Below are 18,636 nucleotides of genomic sequence, written 5' to 3' on the forward strand. Positions count from 1 at the left end.
ATGAATATGCACGTTCCTGCCTCAAAACAATCGGTGCCAGCCAAATCGGCCGAGCAACCGAAAACCGCGATCTCGGCCCTCTGGCGCCCGGCGCTGGTGCAAGCCTTCGTCAAGCTCGACCCACGGCAATTGCAGCGTGCGCCGGTGATGCTGGTGGTCGAACTGACCGCCGTCCTGACCACCGTGCTGTGCTTCATTCCCGACAGCGCCGTGCCGACTTTCGTCGCCGCGCAAATCGCGTTGTGGCTGTGGTTCACCGTGTTGTTCGCCAACTTCGCCGAAGCCTTGGCCGAAGGTCGCGGCAAGGCTCGCGCCGACAGCCTCAAGGCCGGCAGCGAAGGCTTGAGTGCCCGCCGCAAAACCAGCAATGGCACCTTCCAGGTGGTGCCGGCGACCAGCCTGCGCAAGGGCGATGTGGTGCGTGTTGAAGCCGGGGAAATGATCCCCGGTGACGGCGAAGTGATCGAAGGCATCGCAGCGGTCAACGAAGCGGCGATTACCGGTGAATCCGCGCCGGTGATCCGTGAGTCCGGGGGCGACCGTTCGGCCGTCACTGGCAACACTCGCCTGGTGTCCGACTGGCTGTTGGTGCGCATCACCGCCAACCCCGGCGAGTCGACCCTGGACCGCATGATCGCGCTGGTCGAAGGCGCCAAGCGCCAGAAGACTCCGAACGAAGTGGCGCTCGACATTCTGCTGATTGGCCTGACGCTGATCTTTCTGCTGGTGGTTGTCACCCTGCAACCGTTCGCCCACTTCGCCAACGGCAGTCTGCCGCTGGTGTTCCTGGTGGCGTTATTGGTCACGCTGATTCCGACCACTATCGGCGGCCTGCTGTCGGCCATCGGTATCGCCGGGATGGACCGTCTGGTGCGCCTGAACGTGATCGCCAAATCCGGTCGCGCCGTGGAAGCGGCGGGGGATGTGCACGTCCTGCTGCTGGACAAGACCGGCACCATCACCTTCGGTAACCGTCGTTGCACCGCGGTCTATGCGGCACCGGGCGTGAGCAGCAAGGAACTGGCCGAGGGCGCTTTGTTCGCTTCGCTGGCCGATGACACCGCTGAAGGCAAGTCCATCGTCGAGTACCTGCGCGGTATTCATCCACAGCCTGAGCCGTCCACCGAGCTGATGACAGCCGTGCCGTTCAGTGCCGAAACCCGCTTGTCCGGTGTCGACTATCAAGGTCGTGTGTATCGCAAAGGCGCGGTGGATTCGCTGCTGGCTTTCGTCGGCCTGAAACGCGCCGATCTCGCACCGACCTTGTCCCGTGAAATCGACAAAATCGCCCAAAGTGGTGGTACACCGTTGCTGGTCTGCGCCGACGGTAAATTGCTCGGTGCGATTCACCTCAAGGACGTGGTCAAGCCCGGTATCCGCGAACGTTTTGCCGAGCTGCGCAAGCTGGGCATCCGCACCGTCATGGTGACCGGCGACAACCCGCTGACCGCGGCGGCGATTGCGGCCGAGGCGGGCGTCGATGACGTGCTGGCCGAAGCCACGCCGGAGAAAAAACTGGCGCGCATTCGCCACGAGCAAAACGACGGTCGTCTTGTCGCGATGTGCGGCGACGGTGCCAACGATGCCCCGGCATTGGCGCAGGCCGACGTCGGCATGGCGATGAACGACGGCACGCAAGCGGCGCGCGAAGCAGCCAACATGGTCGACCTCGACAGCGACCCGACCAAGTTGCTGGACGTGGTGCAGATCGGCAAGGAATTGCTGGTGACCCGCGGTGCACTGACGACGTTTTCCATCGCCAACGACGTGGCCAAGTATTTCGCCATCCTGCCCGCGTTGTTCGCCTCGATCTACCCGCAATTGGGTGTGCTCAACGTCATGCACTTGAGCAGTCCACAGAGCGCGATTCTGTCGGCGATCGTGTTCAACGCCTTGATCATCGTGGTGTTGATTCCACTGGCATTGCGCGGTGTGCGGGTGCAGGCGGCGAGTGCAGCAGCGTTGCTGCGTCGCAATCTGCTGATCTACGGGGTGGGCGGGATTCTGGTGCCGTTCGTGGGCATCAAGGCGATCGACATGCTGTTGACGACGTTGCATCTGGTTTGAGCCTGTGAGGCGGTGTGACAGATACACCGCCTTCGCGAAAGGCACCGCGTTCCCCCTGTGGGAGCGAGCCTGCTCGCGAAGAACACAACACGGTGCACCTGACTGAACACTGTATTTGTTATCCGAATTCGAGGATTTTGAAATGTCCACAATGATACGTCCGGCCCTGAGCCTGCTGGTCCTGATGACCCTGATCACCGGCGTTGCTTACCCGTTGGTGGTGACCGGTGTCGCCCAGGTCGCGTTCCCGGATCAGGCCAACGGCAGCCTGGTGCGCGATGCCGGCGGCAAGGTTCGTGGTTCATCGCTGATTGCCCAGGATTTCGTCGGTGACGCCTGGTTCCATCCACGCCCCTCGGCCGGTGCTTTCGCCACCGTGTCGAGCGGCGCCAGCAACTTCTCGCCGAGCAACCCGGCGTTGGCCACGCGGGTGATTGACGATGCGAACAAACTGCTGGTGCCGGGCCAGGGTCCGGTGCCATTGGCGTTAGTGACCACCTCTGGCAGCGGCCTCGATCCACACTTGCCACCGGCCGCGATTGCCTATCAACTGGCGCGTGTTGCGGCGGCGCGTAATCTGCCGGTGTCTACGCTTCAACAACTGCTGAATGCGCACATAGAACAACCGCTCGTTGGCCCGCCGGTGGTAAATGTGCTGGAGTTGAATGCGGCGCTGGAAAAGCTGTAGATCAAAAGATCGCAGGCTTCGCCAGCTCCTACATTTACCGGATGGACTCCGCGATTTCTGTAGGCGCTGCCGCAGGCTGCGATCTTTTAAAGGCAACACCCAATCCCAAGACGAACAAGGCAATGACAGATGAGTGACTCCGGCCGCGCCGACGCGCTGTTAGCAGACCTGCCCCGGGATGGCCGTGGCCGACTCAAGGTCTTCCTCGGCGCCGCCCCCGGTGTTGGCAAGACCTTCGCCATGCTGCAAGCGGCCCACACTCAACTGCGCCAAGGCGTGAAAGTCATCGCCGGCGTGGTGGAAACCCATGGCCGCGCCGAAACCGAAGCGCTGCTCGGCGGCTTGCCGCAGCAGCCTCTGGTGCGCTCGGAATACCGTGGCGTGAAGCTCGAAGAAATGGACCTCGACGGTTTGCTCGCGGCCAAACCGAAACTGGTGCTGGTGGATGAACTGGCCCACAGCAACGCCCCCGGCAGTCGTCACGCCAAGCGCTGGCAAGATATCCAGGAATTGCTCGCCGCCGGCATTGACGTGTTCACCACGGTCAACGTCCAGCACCTGGAAAGCCTCAACGACCAGGTACGCGGCATCACCGGCGTGCAGGTTCGCGAAACCCTGCCGGACTGGGTGCTGCAAGAAGCCTACGAACTGCTGCTGATCGACCTGCCGCCGCGCGAACTGCTCGAGCGTCTGCGTGACGGCAAGGTCTACGTGCCGGAGCAGGCGCGGGCGGCCATCGATGCATTCTTCACTCAGACCAACCTCACCGCCCTGCGTGAACTGGCGATGCAAACCGCCGCGGCCCAGGTCGATAACGATCTGGCCCAGGGTTATCGCCAGCTCGGTCAGGCTGCACCGGCTGTGCGTGGTCGCTTGTTGGTCGGCGTCGATGGTGATGCGCAGGCCGAGCGTCTGGTGCGTCACGCCAGTCGTGTCGCCCAGCGCCGCCATTTACCGTGGAGCCTGGTGCACGTGGACAACGGTGGCGTGCGCGACGAGCAATCGCGCCTGCGCCTGCAAAGTGCCCAGCAACTGGCCGAGCGTCTGGGCGGCGAAGTGGTGTTGCTGCGGGCCGGCGAAGTCGCCAAGACGCTGATCCAGCACGCCGCCGAACGCCGCGCCAGCCTGGTGCTGGTCGGACAGTCCCGACAGAGTTTGCGTCGCCGCTTGTTTGGCGGGGGCCTGGCGTCACGCTTGCTGCGCAATGCCCGCGGACTGGAAATCAACGTCCTCGACAGTGAGCTCGAACAGCATCAGCCGCGCCAGCGCTCGGCGCAATCGCTGGTGTGGTTCGACTACGCCCTGGCGGTTGTGGCGACGGTTTTGGCCAGTGCATTGGCCTGGGCAGTGGCGAGTGCTTTGCCATTGCCGAATATATCCCTGGTGTTCCTCGCCGCCGTATTGTTGGTGGCGGTGCGCAGCAGTCTCGGTCCGGCGCTGGCCTGTGCGGCGTTGTCGTTCCTGACTTATGACTTTCTGTTCATTCCGCCGAATTTCTCCTTCAGCATCCAGCGCGAAGAAGACGTGCTGACGTTGCTGTTCTTTCTGCTGATGGCGGCGCTCACCGGTAACCTCGCGGCGCGGCAACGGCGGCAATTGCAGGCATTGCGCGACACCCAGGAAGAGACCACCGAACTGCTCGATCTGTCTCGCAAACTCACCGCCGCCACCGACCGTCAGGCCGTGGTCAGCGCCGCAGCTCAACACCTCAATGGCTGGAGCGATCTGCAACTGTGCCTGCTCAACCGCGACGGGCAGGCTGGCTGGAAAGTTGAAACCGGTGGTCCTCTGGACTTTACCGAGGCCGAACGCGCCGCCGCCGACTGGGCCTGGCAACACGATCAACCGGCGGGCGCGGGCACCGGCACGCTGCCGTTCGGGCGTTGGTGGTGGTGGCCGTTGTCAGTGGAAGACGGGCCGCTCGCATTGCTCGGCGTGTGCGCCAAAGAAGGCCAGACCTTGAGTGGTCAACGTCGACGCTTATTGACCGCGTTGAGCCAGCCGCTGGCCCAGGCGCTGGCCCGTGCGCAGCTGGCCGAAGACCTGGAAGCGGCGCGGCTGCACGGTGAAACCGAGCAACTGCGCAGCGCCTTGCTGGCCTCGGTGTCCCACGATCTGCGCACGCCGCTGACGTCTATGCGTGGCAGCATCGACAGCCTGTTGGCGCTCGGTGAAGCGATCCCGCTGGAGGATCGCCGCGAACTGCTCGAAGGCACCCGCGATGAAGCCGAACGGCTCGATCGCTACATTCAAAACCTGCTGGACATGACCCGCCTCGGTCACGGTGCCCTGAAGCTGGCGCGGGACTGGGTGTCACCGGCCGACATCGTCGGCAGTTCGCTCAATCGCCTGCGCGCGGTGCTGGCGCCGTTGCAGGTGACGACCGAGGTGCCGCCGGAGTTGCCGTTGCTCTACGTCCACGCCGCATTGATCGAACAGGCACTGGTCAACGTGCTGGAAAACGCCGCGCGATTTTCACCGCCCCACGGTCGCCTGCAATTGCGCGCCGGGGCGAACGACAGCGAGCTGTTTTTCTCGGTGAGCGATGAAGGACCGGGGATTCCGGAAGAGGAGCGGGCGAAGATTTTCGACATGTTCTACACCGCCGCGCGCGGTGATCGTGGCGGGCAGGGGACCGGGCTGGGGCTGGCGATCTGTCAGGGCATGGTCGGTGCCCATGGCGGGCGGATCAGCGTCGCCGACGGTATCGAGGGGCGCGGCACCTGCATCACCCTTCACTTGCCCTTGCAGGAACAACCGGGGTACGAAAGTGAAGCCTGAACGCGCTTGCGCTACTCTCTTGCCACTTCTTTGTGTTGATGTGAATTCATGAGCCAGACCGCGACCATTTTGGTCATCGACGACGAACCGCAGATCCGCAAGTTCCTGCGCATCAGCCTCGTTTCCCAGGGCTACAAAGTGCTGGAAGCCGGCACTGGCACCGAAGGCCTGGCGCAGGCGGCGCTGAACAAACCGGACCTGCTGGTGCTCGACCTCGGTTTGCCAGATATGGACGGCCAGCAGGTGCTGCGTGAGTTTCGCGAATGGTCGACGGTGCCGGTGCTGGTGCTGTCGGTGCGCGCCAGCGAAGGGCAGAAAGTCGAAGCGCTGGACGGTGGCGCCAACGACTACGTGACCAAGCCGTTCGGCATCCAGGAGTTTCTGGCGCGGGTGCGGGCCTTGTTGCGGCAGGCGCCAGCAGGGGAGGCCCAGCAAGCGGCGCTGACCTTCGGCCCGTTGACCGTGGACCTGGCGTATCGCCGGGTGTTGCTCAATGGCGTCGAGGTGGCGTTGACCCGCAAGGAATACGCGGTGCTGGCGCAACTGGCGCGGCATCCGGGGCGGGTCATCACCCAGCAGCAATTGCTCAAGGATATCTGGGGGCCGACTCATACTGAGGACAGCCACTATTTGCGGATTGTGGTCGGGCATCTACGGCAGAAGCTGGCGGATGATCCGACTCAGCCAAGGTTTATCGTGACCGAGGCGGGCGTTGGGTATCGGCTTTTGAGTGAGGGTAGCCTTTAGTTCTGTGCCGTCTGGTCCGGCCCTATCGCGAGCAGGCTCGCTCCCACAGGGGGAATGCATTCCAATGTGGGAGCGAGCCTGCTCGCGATAGGGGTCCCCGCAGTCAATCGAGAACCTCAGGAATCCCGCTCATTCTCATACCGATCCAGCGTATCCCGCGCAATCTCCCGCCCCAGCGCGATCAACTCCGGCGCCTTGTAAAACTCGAAAAAACGGCACACCCGCTTCGGCACGTTGATCAAAATATCCGGCGGATAACCGGCGATCTTGTATTGCGCCAATGAGGTTTGCATCACTTCGAAACTCTGGTTGATCAAGTCCAGCAAGGACGCCGGTCCCACGTTGTCGATGATGAACGAGCCGGTGGCGGACTTCGGGGCGCCGTCGCGTTCAGGGGCGGCTGCCGGCTGCTGGGCTTCGGGTTCGGCGGATTCGATCCAGGGGTTGATCTCGGCAGCCTCTGCCATCAACGCTTCCTGTTCCAGCAGCAGCAATTGTTCTGCCTGCTTGCGGCGGAACGGCAATTTCGAACCCAGCGAATTGATCAGGCTGTCGAAGCGGGTCTTGAACGCCGCCGGGCGCTGGATCACCGGCAATTGATAGTGGCGCTGGTTGGTGGAGTTGAGGTTGACCGCGATGATCAGGTCGCAATGACTCGACACCACCGGCACGATCGGCAAAGGGTTGAGAATGCCGCCGTCCACCAGCATGCGATTGCCCTGCATCACCGGCGTGAATAGGCTGGGGATTGCCGCCGAGGCACGCATGGCCTGATGCAGGCAGCCTTCCTGAAACCAGATTTCCTGTTGGTTGGTCAGGTCGGTGGCCACCGCCGTGTAGGGGATGCGCAGGTCTTCGATGTTGATTTCGCCGACGATCTTGCGGATCTGCCCGAAGACCTTCTCCCCGCGAATCGCGCCGAGGCGAAAACTGACGTCCACCAGACGCAAGACGTCGAGGTAGTCCAGGCTCTCGATCCAGTCGCGATAATCATTGAGTTTGCCGGCGGCGTAGATCCCGCCAACCACGGCACCCATGGAGCAACCGGCGATGCAGGCGATGTCGTAGCCACGCCGTTCGATCTCTTCAATAACCCCGATATGGGCATAGCCCCGGGCCCCACCAGAGCCCAGTACCAGTGCGACACGCTTTTTCATGAATCGCCCTCGTCTGACAAGGTTCAACAATGCGCCCATCGAGGGGCGCGCTTCAATCGCTATGGTCGCCCGATGGGCAGAAGGCGTCGTTTTTTCGACACTCCATGGCGGCAGATGGGTATTCTCGCGAGCGCTATAGTTTCGGCGGCGGGACCAAGGCACTTTTCACGCGCCAGACCGTCTTAACTGCACGATTGTTTACCTATCTTTGAGGTGTGAGTAATGAAAGCCTGGATCTGTGTGCCTTTGATTGCGCTGGCGCTCGCCGGTTGTGCCGGCAAAACCGCTTACCGTGACAGCTGTGGTAGCGGGCTCGATGCCGCGTGGCATGAACTGGACCTGGCCAAGGCCGAGGGTTTCGCCGGCACCGTCAGCTACTCCAAGGCCCTGTCGCTGTTGACTGCGGCCAAGACCCAGCAGCAATTCGAAGGCTTTGAAGGCTGCACCAAGAAGGCCGAGAAGGCGCGCTTCTATATTCGTGAGTCTCGCGCTGGCCGTTGAGGCATGATGTAGCGCAATAAGGGAAACTCGATTCAGGGAGCAAGCGATGTCTGCCTTGGTTGATCGGTTAGTGGCTCATGTCCTGGGCCTGGAAGTTCGTTTGCTGGCCTGTCAGGCACGCTTGAGTGCCCGTACCGACCCTGAAGCGTTGCACGACCTGCGCACCACGGTTCGCCGTTTGCGCAGCCTGTTGCGACCGTTGCGTGGCTTGCCCGGTGTCGAGCAGCTGGAAGCAGCGGCGTCCCGGGTCGGCGATCTGACCACGCCGCTGCGCGATCGCGAAGTGCTGGCGGCGTATTTGCTCCAGCACGGTCAACCCGAGGCGGCGCAACGGCGCATGGCGCAGATGGCCGAGGCTTATCCGGCGGTAGCGGTGAGCCCGGAGCTGGCGCAGTTGCTGATGATCCTCGACGCCTTTCCGCGTTTTCTGCGGGCCTCCCAGCGTCAGGGGTTGCTCAAGGGCTTGCGCCAGCGCATCGAGAAGCGTCTGGCCAAGCAATGGAAAAAACTCGATAAGGCCCTGCATGATCCTGCCCATGATCGCCATCGTCTGCGCCTGCTGATCAAACGCGTGCGCTATGGCATCGAGGCCTACCCCGAACTCGATCGTTTGCCGAAGCCGGCCCTGCCCGGACTGAAAGCGGCCCAGGGTGCGTTGGGCGACTGGCACGATTGCTGGCAATGGCTGGCCAGGGCCGAACAGGAAGCCGATTTGCAACCTTGCGTCGCGGTCTGGAAAGTCACCATGGCCAAGGCCGAAGGCCGCGCCGACCGCGTCCTCGACAAACTCAGCGCCGCCTGCTTCAAATCCTGAGGCCACCACACAAAGTGGGCACACCCTATGGAATGGGGTGCACCCGATCTGTGTAGGAGCTGCCGAAGGCTGCGATCTTTTGATCTTTAGCGTCATTCGCTGCGCCGAAAATCAAAAGATCGCAGCCTTCGGCAGCTCCTACAGGGGTCATGTGTATCCGGCCTATCTGTCAGCCTCTTTGGCCGGAATAAGCGCTGTGCCATCCTCGTGGGCTGGTTAAGATCCCATCATCCTTTTCCCGCACCGAGGTTTCCATGCGTTTTTCCGATCTGCTCGACGCTGTCCGCAGCCAGCCGCTGGAGCTGTCTATCCCGGCCGAATGGGCTCAGGGGCGTGCCAGTTTCGGTGGTTTGGTGGCCGCCTTGCAGTACGAAGCCATGCGCGCAAAAGTCCCGACAGATCGTCCAGTGCGTTCGCTGGCAATCACCTTCGTCGGGCCGGTCGAGCCCGAGGTGCCGGTCAGTTTTGAGGTCGATGTGTTGCGCGAAGGCAAGGCCGTCAGCCAGGTGTTGGGCCGGGCGATGCAGCGCGGGCAAGTGGTCACGTTGATCCAGGGCAGCTTCGGCGCCTCGCGACCGTCCGAAGTCGCGGTAACGGCAACGCCGGCCCCCGAGATGAAGCACTGGGACGACTGCCAGGAACTGCCCTATATCAAGGGCATCACCCCGGAATTCATGCGTCATCTGGCGATGCGCTGGAGCGTCGGCGGTCTGCCGTTCACCGGCAATACATCGCGCGAGATGGGCGGTTGGGTGCGTTTGCGCGGTGATGTGAAGGAAGAGGCGGTCAGTGAGTCGCACATTCTGGCGCTGGTGGACGCCTGGCCACCGGCCCTGTTGCCGCACCTGAAGAAACCGGCGATGGGCAGCACGCTGACCTGGACCATCGAATTCGTCCAGCCACTGCTCGAACTGAGCACGCTGGACTGGTGCAAATACCTCGTTGAAATCGAACATGCCGCTGACGGCTACGGTCATGCGGCCGCCAAGCTGTGGAACGCGGACGGTCAGTTGATTGCGATGAGCCGGCAGACCGTGACGATTTTCGCCTGATCAGTGACGACGGTGGCGCTCACGCCAGGCGCGCCACCAGCCGCCGCTGAGGAAAAACCGTGGGAAGGTCAGGAACTGCTCGACTAACAGGCGTGATACCGCATCTTTGCGATCACTGAACGGCTCGGAGGCTTGCGCCTCCAGGCTGTGACCATGGCGTTGCAGGCCCAACGCAGCGAGCAGGCCGATGATGCCAATCGCGAAGTTCGCAAAACTCAGGCTGAACACCCCGCAAACAATCAGCAGAAACCCGACAATGAACAGCGGCACCGCAATCAGGTGCAGCACCAGATTGGTCGGGTGCTGGTGATTGTTCGGGTACGCTCGCCACTGCCAGGCGGGAAGGTTGGGGTGACGTTTGCCCATGATGCTAATCCTCTATCCATGTTGAACACATGATTAAAGAATAGGCGCGGCGCCTGCGGGCCGCGAATCAAGGTTGGCTATCGAAGTGATAGGGGTCATGGTCGGAATTGATGTTTGCCGGGGCTGACGCCATCGTGAGCAGGCTCGCTCCCACAATGGATCTGTGTCGTACCCAAATTGTAGGAGCAATGACGATTACTTGTGGGAGCGAGCCTGCTCGCGATAAGTCCTTCAGAGCTTGAGCTGCCCGATCGCCTTGCTCAACTCCCCGGCCAACGCTGCCAGTTCATTACTGGTCGTCGCCGAATCCACCGTCTGCTGCACCGTGTTCTCGGTCACGTCGCGAATACTCACCACCGCCCGATTCATCTCTTCCGCCACCTGGCTCTGCTGCTCGGCCGCCACCGCGATCTGTGTATTGCTTTCGCGCATCTGCGCCACCGCACTGGTGATTTCTGCCAATGCCGCGCCGGCCTCTTGAGCCTGTTGTACGCAATCGTCAGCCTTGAACGAGCTCTCCTGCATGAAGTCTACGGCGTCCCGAGTACCGGCCTGCAATGCCGCAACCATCGTCGTGATCTCGTCAGTGGACGTTTGCACACGCTTGGCCAGATTGCGCACCTCATCGGCGACGACCGCAAAACCACGCCCCATTTCACCGGCACGCGCCGCTTCAATCGCTGCGTTCAGCGCCAGCAGATTGGTTTGCTCGGCGATGCTGTGGATCACATTGACCACGCCGTTGATCTTCTGGCTGTCCTCGGCCAGACGCTGAATCATCTCGGCGGTCTGCTGCACCCCGCTGGACAACCCGGCAATCGACTTTTGCACGCGGCTGACCACTTCCTGCCCACTGCCGGCCAGGGTATCGGCGGTTTGCGAGAGGTCACGGGTAGCGCCGGCGTGTTGGGCGATGTGATAGACCGTGGCGGTCATTTCGTTGATGGCCGTGGCCGCCTGATCGGTTTCGCTTTGCTGGCCGAGCATGCCGTGACGCACGTCATTCATGCTCGACGCCAGCCGCGCGGCACCGACATCCAGTTGCCGGGCGGTGCTGGCGACGGTGTTGACCACTCGCTGGTAACCGGCCTGCATCGCGTTGAAGGCGTTAGCCATCTGCCCGACTTCGTCGGTACAGGCCAGCGGGACGCGGGCCGACAGGTCGCCGGTTTTCTCGACGTGGAGCATCACATCTTTCAGTGTATTGAGTTGGCTGAGCAGAAAGCGGATCAGCAATTGCGAAGCCCCGAGCATCGCCAGCATCAGGATAAACACCGCCGCCGCGTAATTGGCGAAACGCTCGCCGAACACTTGGCTCAGGCTCGGGCCATAGGCGATCACCGCGACTTGCTGTCCATCGGCGCGAGTGAACACGTCGGCACCCATCAACGGGTTTTCGCCGAACAACGGCATGGAGTTGATGTCCACCCAGCCGTTGGCATCGGCCAGTTCCAGGACGGGCTGCCCGTTCAGTAAAGGCGCCTGCCCGCGACCGGACGTCAGCAGGTTATCGGCCTTCGGCAGCGGTTGCCCGGCGGGCCAGGCGCCGAGTAATCGGGCCTGGGCCTGGGCTGACGCCTGGTAGGCGTGGCTGCGGGCCTGTTGTTCGAGTTGTACGGCGTACAGCACCAGCAACAGGGTGGTGACGAAGGCGACGGCGTTGACCGCCCAGAATTTATATTTCAGCGAGATATTGCTAAGCCAGGCACCCATGGAGGTCTTCTCTGATAGCGGAAACAGTTTCGGCAAGGTGCCAGCATTGTGCCGCCACCCAGAACGTCCGGTCTTGATGTGAGTCAACATTCCGGGCCACGCGCCCGCACAGGAATTGCCGGGCGTAATGCGCTATCCTTCGCGCCTTCAAAATTCCCTCGCTACAGGATTCCGCCCCATGAAAGCCGCACTCGTCGAACTCATCAGCAAAATAAGCTCCGGGTGCATGAGCGATGACGAAATCCTGAAAGTCGCTGACGAAGCGGCCCAGGCCTACGCCGACCCAGAGGCTTTTCTGACGGCTAATCCGGACATCAACTACGACGAAACCTTCCCGATTCCTCTGGGCGAATGGGTCGTCGTCGGCAGTCTGCCGGAGACTGTGCTGTTCCAGGCCGACACCTACATGGACCTGTTCGCCCAGATCGTCGCCTCGTTCGGCCCGGGCGTTGATTTCAACATCAAACCCAAACAACTGGCCAAGACCGAAGCCCTGACCGCGCTCAATCGCATTCAGGTGCAGATGGGCAGCATGAACAAGGAAAACGGCGGTTATACGCTGATGAACTTCAGCCAGTTGCTCGATGACGAACTGCAAGTGGTGCTGGTCTACGGCAATGACGTGCCGCGTGTGCTCGAGTTGTGCGCCGAAGTCGGCATCGCTGCCGCGCCGTCCCTGGAAGCCCTGAAAGTGGCGATCCACGTTTGATGGAATAAAACGGAACCCTCGCAATGGCCGTCTATCCTAAGAGGGCACACCACTCTTAGGGAGCGTCACCATGGGTTCCACGTTCAACGGTCTGATTGGCCTGATTATTCTTGCCCTCGACATCTGGGCAATCATCAACGTGCTGAAAAGTGGCGCCGATACCGGGATGAAAATCATCTGGGTGTTGTTGATCCTCTTGCTGCCGGTTCTGGGCCTGATCATCTGGGCCATCGCCGGGCCGCGGGGCAACGTACGCATCTGACTCCGCCCTGAAGGTCGACACAACCCATGTGGGAGCGAGCCTGCTCGCGATGAACGATAACGTGGTCTGTCAGAGAAGCCACGGCGCCGTCATCGCGAGCAGGCTCGCTCCCACAATGTTCTGTGTGTATCTACCAGCTGATGACGGTTCGACCTGTCATCTTCCGCGACGTAAAATGCGCGCCTTTCCCGGGCAATCGAGGCTATCGATTGGCCATCATGGGCGGGTAACCGTCCGTGGCCTCCCGCATTCATCGGAGCACTTCCCATGAGCAACATTCCAACCAGCGAATACCTGGAAACCCTCTACGAAGGTTACGGCCAGCGTTTTCGCATGGAAAAACTGCTGCACGAAGTGCGTACTGAACACCAGCACCTGGTGATCTTCGAAAACCCGCGCATGGGCCGTGTCATGGCGCTGGACGGCGTGATCCAGACCACCGAAGCCGACGAATTCATCTACCACGAGATGCTTACCCACGTGCCGATCATCGCCCACGGCACCGCCAAGCGCGTATTGATCATCGGCGGCGGCGACGGCGGCATGTTGCGTGAAGTGGCCAAGCACCGCAGCGTCGAGCACATCACGATGGTCGAGATCGACGGCACCGTGGTCGACATGTGCAAGGAGTTCCTGCCGAACCACTCCAAGGGTGCGTTCGATGATCCGCGCCTGAACCTGGTGATCGACGACGGCATGCGCTTCGTCGCCACCACGACCGAAAAGTTCGACGTGATCATTTCCGACTCCACCGACCCGATCGGTCCGGGCGAAGTGCTGTTCTCGGAAAACTTCTACCAGGCCTGCCGTCGCTGCCTGAACGAAGGCGGCATTCTGGTGACGCAGAACGGCACGCCGTTCATGCAGATCGAAGAAGTCAAAACCACCGCGGGCCGCCTGCGCAGCCTGTTTCCGGACTGGCACTTCTATCAGGCGGCCGTGCCGACCTACATCGGTGGCGCCATGACCTTCGCCTGGGGCGCGACCAATACCGCCTATCGCAAGCTTTCCCGCGAAACCTTGCAGCAGCGCTTCGCCGGCAGCGGCATCATCACCCGCTACTACAACCCGGAAATCCACATCGGCGCCTTCGCCTTGCCGCAATACGTGCTGCAAGCAGTGAACAAGCCAAGCAACGACTAAACTCAAGATGTACGCATAACCCCTTGTGGGAGCGAGCCGGCTCGCTCCCACAGGATCTGCGTTTTTCATGCTTCTACGCCGTAATCCGTTTGAACGAACACTCAGGCCAAAAGTCGAGATAGTGGTAAGCCCATCCGCGGGTTTTATCGAGGAGGCACCGATGCAAAAGTGGAAAGTCACTTTCATTGATGATCATGGCGAACAAGTGGACGAGGTGTTCGAGAACGAGGAGTGCCCGAACAACGAGCAAGCCGCGAAACTCATTCGTGCCCGGCGCTTGCCTGTCGCTGCCGAACTGGACCTCAATGACCTGGAAGGGCGCGCCGATGATCCGACCGTCAAAAGCCTGAAGACCCAGAACAGCATCGAAATCCTCAGCATTACTCCCGTCTGACACTCACCTTGTCACATTCACAACCAGGCCTTGGCAGCGGCTCTGACTTGGGGCTACTCTGCAAGCGAGATCAGCGAACGGATCGCTAAGGTCTGGTCTTGTCAGCTACATGCTTGCTTCCCACCGGCAACGTTGTTGTCGCATCGCTCGCATCATTCGGTTGTGAGTGCCGGGAATACGGAAAGTCTATCCATCAATTTGAGGGGGACGTTTCATGAGCACAGCCTATCAAGAAGACATCAGCAGCAGCGTGCTGCGCCGCATGAAAGAAGGCGGTTTCGACTTTTCACGATTCCATCCCATCGAGTTCTACGCCATTTTCCCGGATGAGGAGCGGGCGCGCAGGGCGGCAGGGCATTACTGTGGTGAATCCTTGAATGCACAAATCAGCGTGCGCGATGACGGCGCGTGGCACCTGGAACTGAGTAAAGTGATGTACGCCACCTATGACGGCATCGGCGATTTTGAGCAGGACTTCGAGGCAGTGGTCGAGCCTTTGGGCGGCATCATCGAAGGATGGGGCGTCAAGCAGGAGGTACGAGGGCGACTCGCATAACACTATGAACAGCGACAACACTCAGCAACGGCTGACCTTCGGGTTGGCCGTTTTCGTTTTTGCGGTTTGAAAGGCGAAAGATCGCAGCCTCGTTTCACTCGACAGCTCCTACAGGAGAACGCATTCCAATGTAGGAGCTGTCGAGTGAAACGAGGCTGCGATCTCTTGATGTTGTTTTTGATTCATAACGTTTCAAACAGGCAAAAAAAACCGCCTGAGCAGGCGGCTAAAGGGAAGTTTTTGAGCGAATGCGTGGATTATCCGCATCGACTCCCGGGCAGTGAAATCAACTCTGGCTATGCTGGTGATAGGCAACAGCATTGCTTCGCAATGAAGCGGGGGCGATCAGGTTGGGGCGTTTGCCGCACAGGATTGGTGCGGTGCAGGCGAGGCGTTTATCCAACTGATTGATATAAAAGCGTTTATGCCGATGGCACGGGCCTTGCGAAGCCTAGATGTCCGGGTGACAAGGAGTACGGCATGATCCGCACCTATTTTGATGAGATGTACGATGCCGGCGGCCAGGTCCGCCCGCATTATCGGGAGTTTGCCCGTTGGCTGGCCGATACGCCTGACGAGCTTTTGGCACAACGGCGACGCGAGGCCGATCTGTTATTTCATCGCGCCGGGATTACCTTCACGCTCTACGGTGATGAGCAGGGGACGGAGCGCCTGATTCCCTTCGACACCATTCCCCGCAGTATCCCCGCCAGTGAATGGCGAGTCGTCGAGCGCGGCTGCATTCAGCGGGTCAAGGCGTTGAACATGTTTCTCGCCGACCTCTATCACGAGCAGCGAATCATCAAGGCCGGCATCATTCCGGCCGAGCAGGTGCTGGCCAACGAGCAATACCAGTTGGCGATGCAAGGACTCGATCTGCACCGGGATATTTATTCCCACATCTCGGGTGTCGATCTGGTGCGTGATGGCGACGGTACGTACTACGTGCTCGAAGACAATCTTCGTACACCGAGCGGCGTCAGCTACATGCTCGAAGACCGCAAGATGATGATGCGACTGTTCCCCGAGTTGTTCGCGGCGCAACGCATCGCCCCCATCGACCATTATCCGAACCTGTTGCTCGACACTTTGAAAAGCTCCAGCCCGATCGATAACCCGAGCGTGGTGGTGCTGACGCCGGGCCGCTTCAACAGCGCGTTTTTCGAGCATGCGTTCCTGGCGCGGGAAATGGGCGTTGAACTGGTGGAGGGCGCGGACCTGTTCGTGCGTGACGACAAGGTGTTCATGCGCACCACGGACGGGCCGAAAGCCGTCGACGTGATCTACCGTCGCCTCGACGATGCGTTCCTCGATCCGCTGGCGTTCAACCCGGATTCGATGCTCGGTGTTCCAGGGCTGCTGTCGTCGTACCGCTCCGGCAACGTGGTGCTGGCGAATGCCATCGGCACCGGTGTGGCGGACGACAAGTCGGTGTACCCCTTCGTCACGGACATGATCCGTTTCTACCTGGACGAAGAGCCGATCCTGAAGAACGTGCCGACGTGGCAGTGTCGCAATCCCTCTGAACTGTCCCACGTGCTGGCCAATCTTCCAGAACTGGTGGTCAAGGAAACCCAGGGTTCCGGCGGTTACGGAATGCTGGTGGGACCGGCGGCGACGGCGGCGGAGATCGAGTCTTTCCGTGAGCGGATCAAGGCCAAGCCCCACGCGTACATTGCGCAACCGACGTTGTCTTTATCGACCTGTCCGACCTTTGTCGAGAACGGAATCGCTCCACGCCACATCGACCTGCGTCCGTTTGTATTGTCTGGCCGCGAAACCCGGGTTGTGCCCGGCGGTCTGACCCGTGTCGCCTTGCGCGAAGGCTCCCTGGTGGTGAACTCCTCCCAGGGTGGCGGAACCAAGGACACCTGGGTGGTCGAGGATTGAAGGAAGCCTGCCATGTTAAGTAGAACTGCCTCGGATTTGTATTGGATGTCGCGTTACCTGGAGCGGGCGGAAAACCTCGCACGGATGCTCGACATCAGTTATTCGCTGTCGCTGATGCCGCAGGATGGTCGCGGCGACGGTCTGCACGAACTCGCCATGCCCTTGCTGATCACCGGCACCCTGGACGATTACCTGGAGCGTCACGGCGATCTGCACGCCGAACGGCTGCTGCATTTCTTCGCCCTGGACGCGGCCAACCCGGCGAGCATCTACAGCTGCCTCGGTGCCGCACGGGCCAGCGCCCATGCGGTGCGTGGGCGAATCACCGCCGACATGTGGGAAAACATCAACGCCACCTGGCTGGAAATTCGCGGGATCGCCGAACAGGGCTTGAGTCGCTACGGCATGAGCCGTTTTTGCGAGTGGATCAAGGAACGTTCCCACCTGTTTCGCGGCGCGTCCTACGGCACCATCATGCGTAACGATGCGTTCCGCTTCATTCGCCTGGGGACGTTTATCGAAAGGGCTGACAACACCTTGCGCCTGCTCGATGCCCGCTACGAAATGGCGGGTGATCAGGCCGAAGCGGTCAGCGACGGCACGGCCCACGCCTATTACCAGTGGAGCGCTTTGTTAAGGGCGTTGTCCTCCTTCGAGGCTTACACCGAGATCTACCGCGATGCGCCCGGCGCCCGGCATGTGGCCGAATTGCTGCTGCTGCGCGCTGACGTGCCGCGTTCCCTGCGCGCCTGCACCGAAGAAATCGACCAGATTCTCGCCCAGCTGCCAGGGGCCAACGGCCGTCCTGCGCAACGCCTGGCGGCGGAAATGGACGCGCGCCTGCGCTACACCGGCATCAACGAAATTCTCGACGAAGGCCTGCACGCCTGGCTGACCGAGTTCATCCCGCTGGTGCGCCAGTTGGGCAACGCCATACACAGTTCCTACCTGGAGGCTGCATGAGACTTTCCATTAGCCACGAAACCACCTATCACTACGAAGATCAGGTGCGGGCGAGCATCCAGTACCTGCGACTGACACCCCACGACAGCGAGCGCCAGCACGTGCTCAGCTGGCAGCTCGACCTGCCGCGCCCGGTGCGCGCGCAACTCGATCCGTTCGGCAACATCCTGCATGTGCTGACCATGGACGAACCCCACGAGGCGATCATCATCGGTGCCCGTGGCCAGGTCGACATCGACGAACTGCGCGAAGCCGAGCATGAGAGCCAGTCGGCGCTGCCGTTCCTGCGCTTCACGCGCCTGACCGAAGCCGATGAAGCCCTGCGGGCGTTTGCCGAAAAGGAATGTAAGCAACGCCGGGATCGCACGGCGCTGATTGACTTGATGCATGGTCTGAACCAGCACATGACCTATACGCCGGGCTCCACCGAAGTGGACACCAGCGCTGCCCAGGCATTCGCCGGGCGGTCGGGCGTGTGCCAGGACCACACCCATGCGTTCCTCGCCTGCGCCCGCAGCCTGGGCATTCCGTCGCGTTATGTGTCGGGGTATTTGTACAGCGAGAACAGCGAGCACCTGGCCAGCCATGCCTGGGCCGAAGCCTGGCTGGATGACGCGTGGTACAGCTTTGACGTGACCAATGAACTGGCTCGGCCGGAGCGGCACTTGAAGCTGGCGGTGGGTCTGGATTACCTGGATGCCTGCCCGGTGCGTGGCATGCGCCGGGGCGGTGGATGCGAGCAGATGCATGCGAAGGTGTTTGTCTCACCGACGCCGATGCCTGTAATTTCGGTGCAGCAACAATAGTCCAGAACACGCCCCCCCTTGTGGGAG

The 18,636-nt window shown here is 61.2% G+C and carries 18 protein-coding genes; 15 read left to right on the plus strand and 3 right to left on the minus strand.

All coding sequences use genetic code 11. The annotated features are described in order from the left end of the window. The 4 genes from kdpB (at position 1) to ACYZUD_RS32985 (ending at position 6,283) form a co-directional block, all read left to right on the plus strand. Positions 1-2,067: a potassium-transporting ATPase subunit KdpB gene (gene kdpB, locus ACYZUD_RS32970; protein ID WP_462021937.1), complete on the plus strand. Its 2,067-nt coding sequence runs from the start codon at positions 1-3 to the stop codon at positions 2,065-2,067. Positions 2,068-2,209: 142 nt separating this feature from the next. Then, the gene (gene kdpC, locus ACYZUD_RS32975) at positions 2,210-2,755 is read left to right on the plus strand and encodes a potassium-transporting ATPase subunit KdpC (RefSeq protein WP_462021938.1); all 546 of its coding nucleotides are present in this window, start codon (positions 2,210-2,212) and stop codon (positions 2,753-2,755) included. 129 nt (positions 2,756-2,884) lie between these two features. Continuing rightward, positions 2,885-5,536, plus strand: a complete 2,652-nt coding sequence (locus tag ACYZUD_RS32980; RefSeq protein WP_462021939.1) for a DUF4118 domain-containing protein — start codon at positions 2,885-2,887, stop codon at positions 5,534-5,536. A 48-nt stretch (positions 5,537-5,584) separates the two neighbouring features. After that, entirely contained in the window at positions 5,585-6,283 is a 699-nt protein-coding gene (locus tag ACYZUD_RS32985) for a response regulator (RefSeq protein ID WP_462021940.1), read from the plus strand. A gap of 116 nt (positions 6,284-6,399) precedes the next feature. Here ACYZUD_RS32985 and ACYZUD_RS32990 read toward each other — a convergent pair whose 3' ends face one another. Beyond that, positions 6,400-7,440 carry a patatin-like phospholipase family protein gene (locus tag ACYZUD_RS32990; protein WP_462021941.1) on the minus strand — a complete coding sequence of 347 codons (1,041 nt, stop codon included), beginning with the start codon at positions 7,438-7,440 and terminating at the stop codon, positions 6,400-6,402. 222 nt (positions 7,441-7,662) lie between these two features. On the opposite strand from ACYZUD_RS32990, the gene ACYZUD_RS32995 reads away from it, so the two are divergent. The 3 genes from ACYZUD_RS32995 (at position 7,663) to ACYZUD_RS33005 (ending at position 9,807) form a co-directional block, all read left to right on the plus strand. After that, positions 7,663-7,941, plus strand: a complete 279-nt coding sequence (locus tag ACYZUD_RS32995; protein WP_010461623.1) for a hypothetical protein — start codon at positions 7,663-7,665, stop codon at positions 7,939-7,941. Between the two features lie 46 nt (positions 7,942-7,987). Next, positions 7,988-8,755, plus strand: a complete 768-nt coding sequence (locus ACYZUD_RS33000) for a CHAD domain-containing protein (protein WP_462021942.1) — start codon at positions 7,988-7,990, stop codon at positions 8,753-8,755. 254 nt (positions 8,756-9,009) lie between these two features. Beyond that, on the plus strand, positions 9,010-9,807 hold the full coding sequence (locus ACYZUD_RS33005; RefSeq protein WP_462021943.1) for an acyl-CoA thioesterase: 798 nt from the start codon (positions 9,010-9,012) through the stop codon (positions 9,805-9,807). Here ACYZUD_RS33005 and ACYZUD_RS33010 read toward each other — a convergent pair whose 3' ends face one another. Continuing rightward, complete coding sequence (locus ACYZUD_RS33010) at positions 9,808-10,173, minus strand: terminase (RefSeq protein WP_462021944.1); 366 nt, start codon at positions 10,171-10,173, stop codon at positions 9,808-9,810. 231 nt (positions 10,174-10,404) lie between these two features. Then, positions 10,405-11,886 carry a methyl-accepting chemotaxis protein gene (locus ACYZUD_RS33015; protein ID WP_462021945.1) on the minus strand — a complete coding sequence of 494 codons (1,482 nt, stop codon included), beginning with the start codon at positions 11,884-11,886 and terminating at the stop codon, positions 10,405-10,407. A gap of 178 nt (positions 11,887-12,064) precedes the next feature. Between ACYZUD_RS33015 and ACYZUD_RS33020 the strand changes: the two genes are divergently transcribed. From ACYZUD_RS33020 to ACYZUD_RS33055, 8 genes are all read left to right on the plus strand, one after another. Next, positions 12,065-12,595, plus strand: a complete 531-nt coding sequence (locus ACYZUD_RS33020; RefSeq protein WP_462021946.1) for a hypothetical protein — start codon at positions 12,065-12,067, stop codon at positions 12,593-12,595. A 70-nt stretch (positions 12,596-12,665) separates the two neighbouring features. Further along, positions 12,666-12,857: a PLDc N-terminal domain-containing protein gene (locus tag ACYZUD_RS33025; protein ID WP_008148797.1), complete on the plus strand. Its 192-nt coding sequence runs from the start codon at positions 12,666-12,668 to the stop codon at positions 12,855-12,857. Between the two features lie 267 nt (positions 12,858-13,124). After that, a complete protein-coding gene (gene speE / locus ACYZUD_RS33030; protein ID WP_462021947.1) occupies positions 13,125-14,000 on the plus strand; it encodes a polyamine aminopropyltransferase in 876 nt (291 codons plus the stop codon). Between the two features lie 160 nt (positions 14,001-14,160). Next, positions 14,161-14,394, plus strand: coding sequence for a hypothetical protein (locus ACYZUD_RS33035; RefSeq protein ID WP_462021948.1), 234 nt, complete (start codon positions 14,161-14,163; stop codon positions 14,392-14,394). A 214-nt stretch (positions 14,395-14,608) separates the two neighbouring features. Continuing rightward, the gene (locus ACYZUD_RS33040) at positions 14,609-14,950 is read left to right on the plus strand and encodes a ribonuclease E inhibitor RraB (RefSeq protein WP_150747017.1); all 342 of its coding nucleotides are present in this window, start codon (positions 14,609-14,611) and stop codon (positions 14,948-14,950) included. Between the two features lie 480 nt (positions 14,951-15,430). Further along, positions 15,431-16,840, plus strand: a complete 1,410-nt coding sequence (locus ACYZUD_RS33045; RefSeq protein WP_462021949.1) for a circularly permuted type 2 ATP-grasp protein — start codon at positions 15,431-15,433, stop codon at positions 16,838-16,840. Between the two features lie 12 nt (positions 16,841-16,852). Further along, positions 16,853-17,803, plus strand: coding sequence for an alpha-E domain-containing protein (locus tag ACYZUD_RS33050; protein WP_010456611.1), 951 nt, complete (start codon positions 16,853-16,855; stop codon positions 17,801-17,803). Continuing rightward, positions 17,800-18,609 (plus strand): transglutaminase family protein, encoded by an 810-nt coding sequence (locus tag ACYZUD_RS33055; protein ID WP_046053119.1) that lies wholly within the window; start codon positions 17,800-17,802, stop codon positions 18,607-18,609. The genes ACYZUD_RS33050 and ACYZUD_RS33055 overlap by 4 nt, the downstream gene beginning before the upstream one ends. Positions 18,610-18,636: the final 27 nt, after the last annotated feature.

This window comes from Pseudomonas sp. XS1P51 (assembly GCF_054897845.1).

What these genes read in the sequence shown, in the direction of transcription:
- ACYZUD_RS33050 (WP_010456611.1), top strand. Translation starts at nt 16,853, where the DNA reads ATGTTAAGTAGAACTGCCTCGGATTTGTATTGGATGTCGCGTTACCTG.
- ACYZUD_RS33040 (WP_150747017.1), top strand. Translation starts at nt 14,609, where the DNA reads ATGAGCACAGCCTATCAAGAAGACATCAGCAGCAGCGTGCTGCGCCGC.
- ACYZUD_RS32985 (WP_462021940.1), top strand. Translation starts at nt 5,585, where the DNA reads ATGAGCCAGACCGCGACCATTTTGGTCATCGACGACGAACCGCAGATC.
- ACYZUD_RS32990 (WP_462021941.1), bottom strand. Translation starts at nt 7,440, where the DNA reads ATGAAAAAGCGTGTCGCACTGGTACTGGGCTCTGGTGGGGCCCGGGGC.
- ACYZUD_RS33000 (WP_462021942.1), top strand. Translation starts at nt 7,988, where the DNA reads ATGTCTGCCTTGGTTGATCGGTTAGTGGCTCATGTCCTGGGCCTGGAA.
- speE (WP_462021947.1), top strand. Translation starts at nt 13,125, where the DNA reads ATGAGCAACATTCCAACCAGCGAATACCTGGAAACCCTCTACGAAGGT.
- kdpB (WP_462021937.1), top strand. Translation starts at nt 1, where the DNA reads ATGAATATGCACGTTCCTGCCTCAAAACAATCGGTGCCAGCCAAATCG.
- ACYZUD_RS33055 (WP_046053119.1), top strand. Translation starts at nt 17,800, where the DNA reads ATGAGACTTTCCATTAGCCACGAAACCACCTATCACTACGAAGATCAG.
- ACYZUD_RS33010 (WP_462021944.1), bottom strand. Translation starts at nt 10,173, where the DNA reads ATGGGCAAACGTCACCCCAACCTTCCCGCCTGGCAGTGGCGAGCGTAC.
- ACYZUD_RS33015 (WP_462021945.1), bottom strand. Translation starts at nt 11,886, where the DNA reads ATGGGTGCCTGGCTTAGCAATATCTCGCTGAAATATAAATTCTGGGCG.
- ACYZUD_RS33020 (WP_462021946.1), top strand. Translation starts at nt 12,065, where the DNA reads ATGAAAGCCGCACTCGTCGAACTCATCAGCAAAATAAGCTCCGGGTGC.
- ACYZUD_RS32980 (WP_462021939.1), top strand. Translation starts at nt 2,885, where the DNA reads ATGAGTGACTCCGGCCGCGCCGACGCGCTGTTAGCAGACCTGCCCCGG.
- kdpC (WP_462021938.1), top strand. Translation starts at nt 2,210, where the DNA reads ATGTCCACAATGATACGTCCGGCCCTGAGCCTGCTGGTCCTGATGACC.
- ACYZUD_RS33005 (WP_462021943.1), top strand. Translation starts at nt 9,010, where the DNA reads ATGCGTTTTTCCGATCTGCTCGACGCTGTCCGCAGCCAGCCGCTGGAG.
- ACYZUD_RS33035 (WP_462021948.1), top strand. Translation starts at nt 14,161, where the DNA reads ATGCAAAAGTGGAAAGTCACTTTCATTGATGATCATGGCGAACAAGTG.
- ACYZUD_RS32995 (WP_010461623.1), top strand. Translation starts at nt 7,663, where the DNA reads ATGAAAGCCTGGATCTGTGTGCCTTTGATTGCGCTGGCGCTCGCCGGT.
- ACYZUD_RS33045 (WP_462021949.1), top strand. Translation starts at nt 15,431, where the DNA reads ATGATCCGCACCTATTTTGATGAGATGTACGATGCCGGCGGCCAGGTC.
- ACYZUD_RS33025 (WP_008148797.1), top strand. Translation starts at nt 12,666, where the DNA reads ATGGGTTCCACGTTCAACGGTCTGATTGGCCTGATTATTCTTGCCCTC.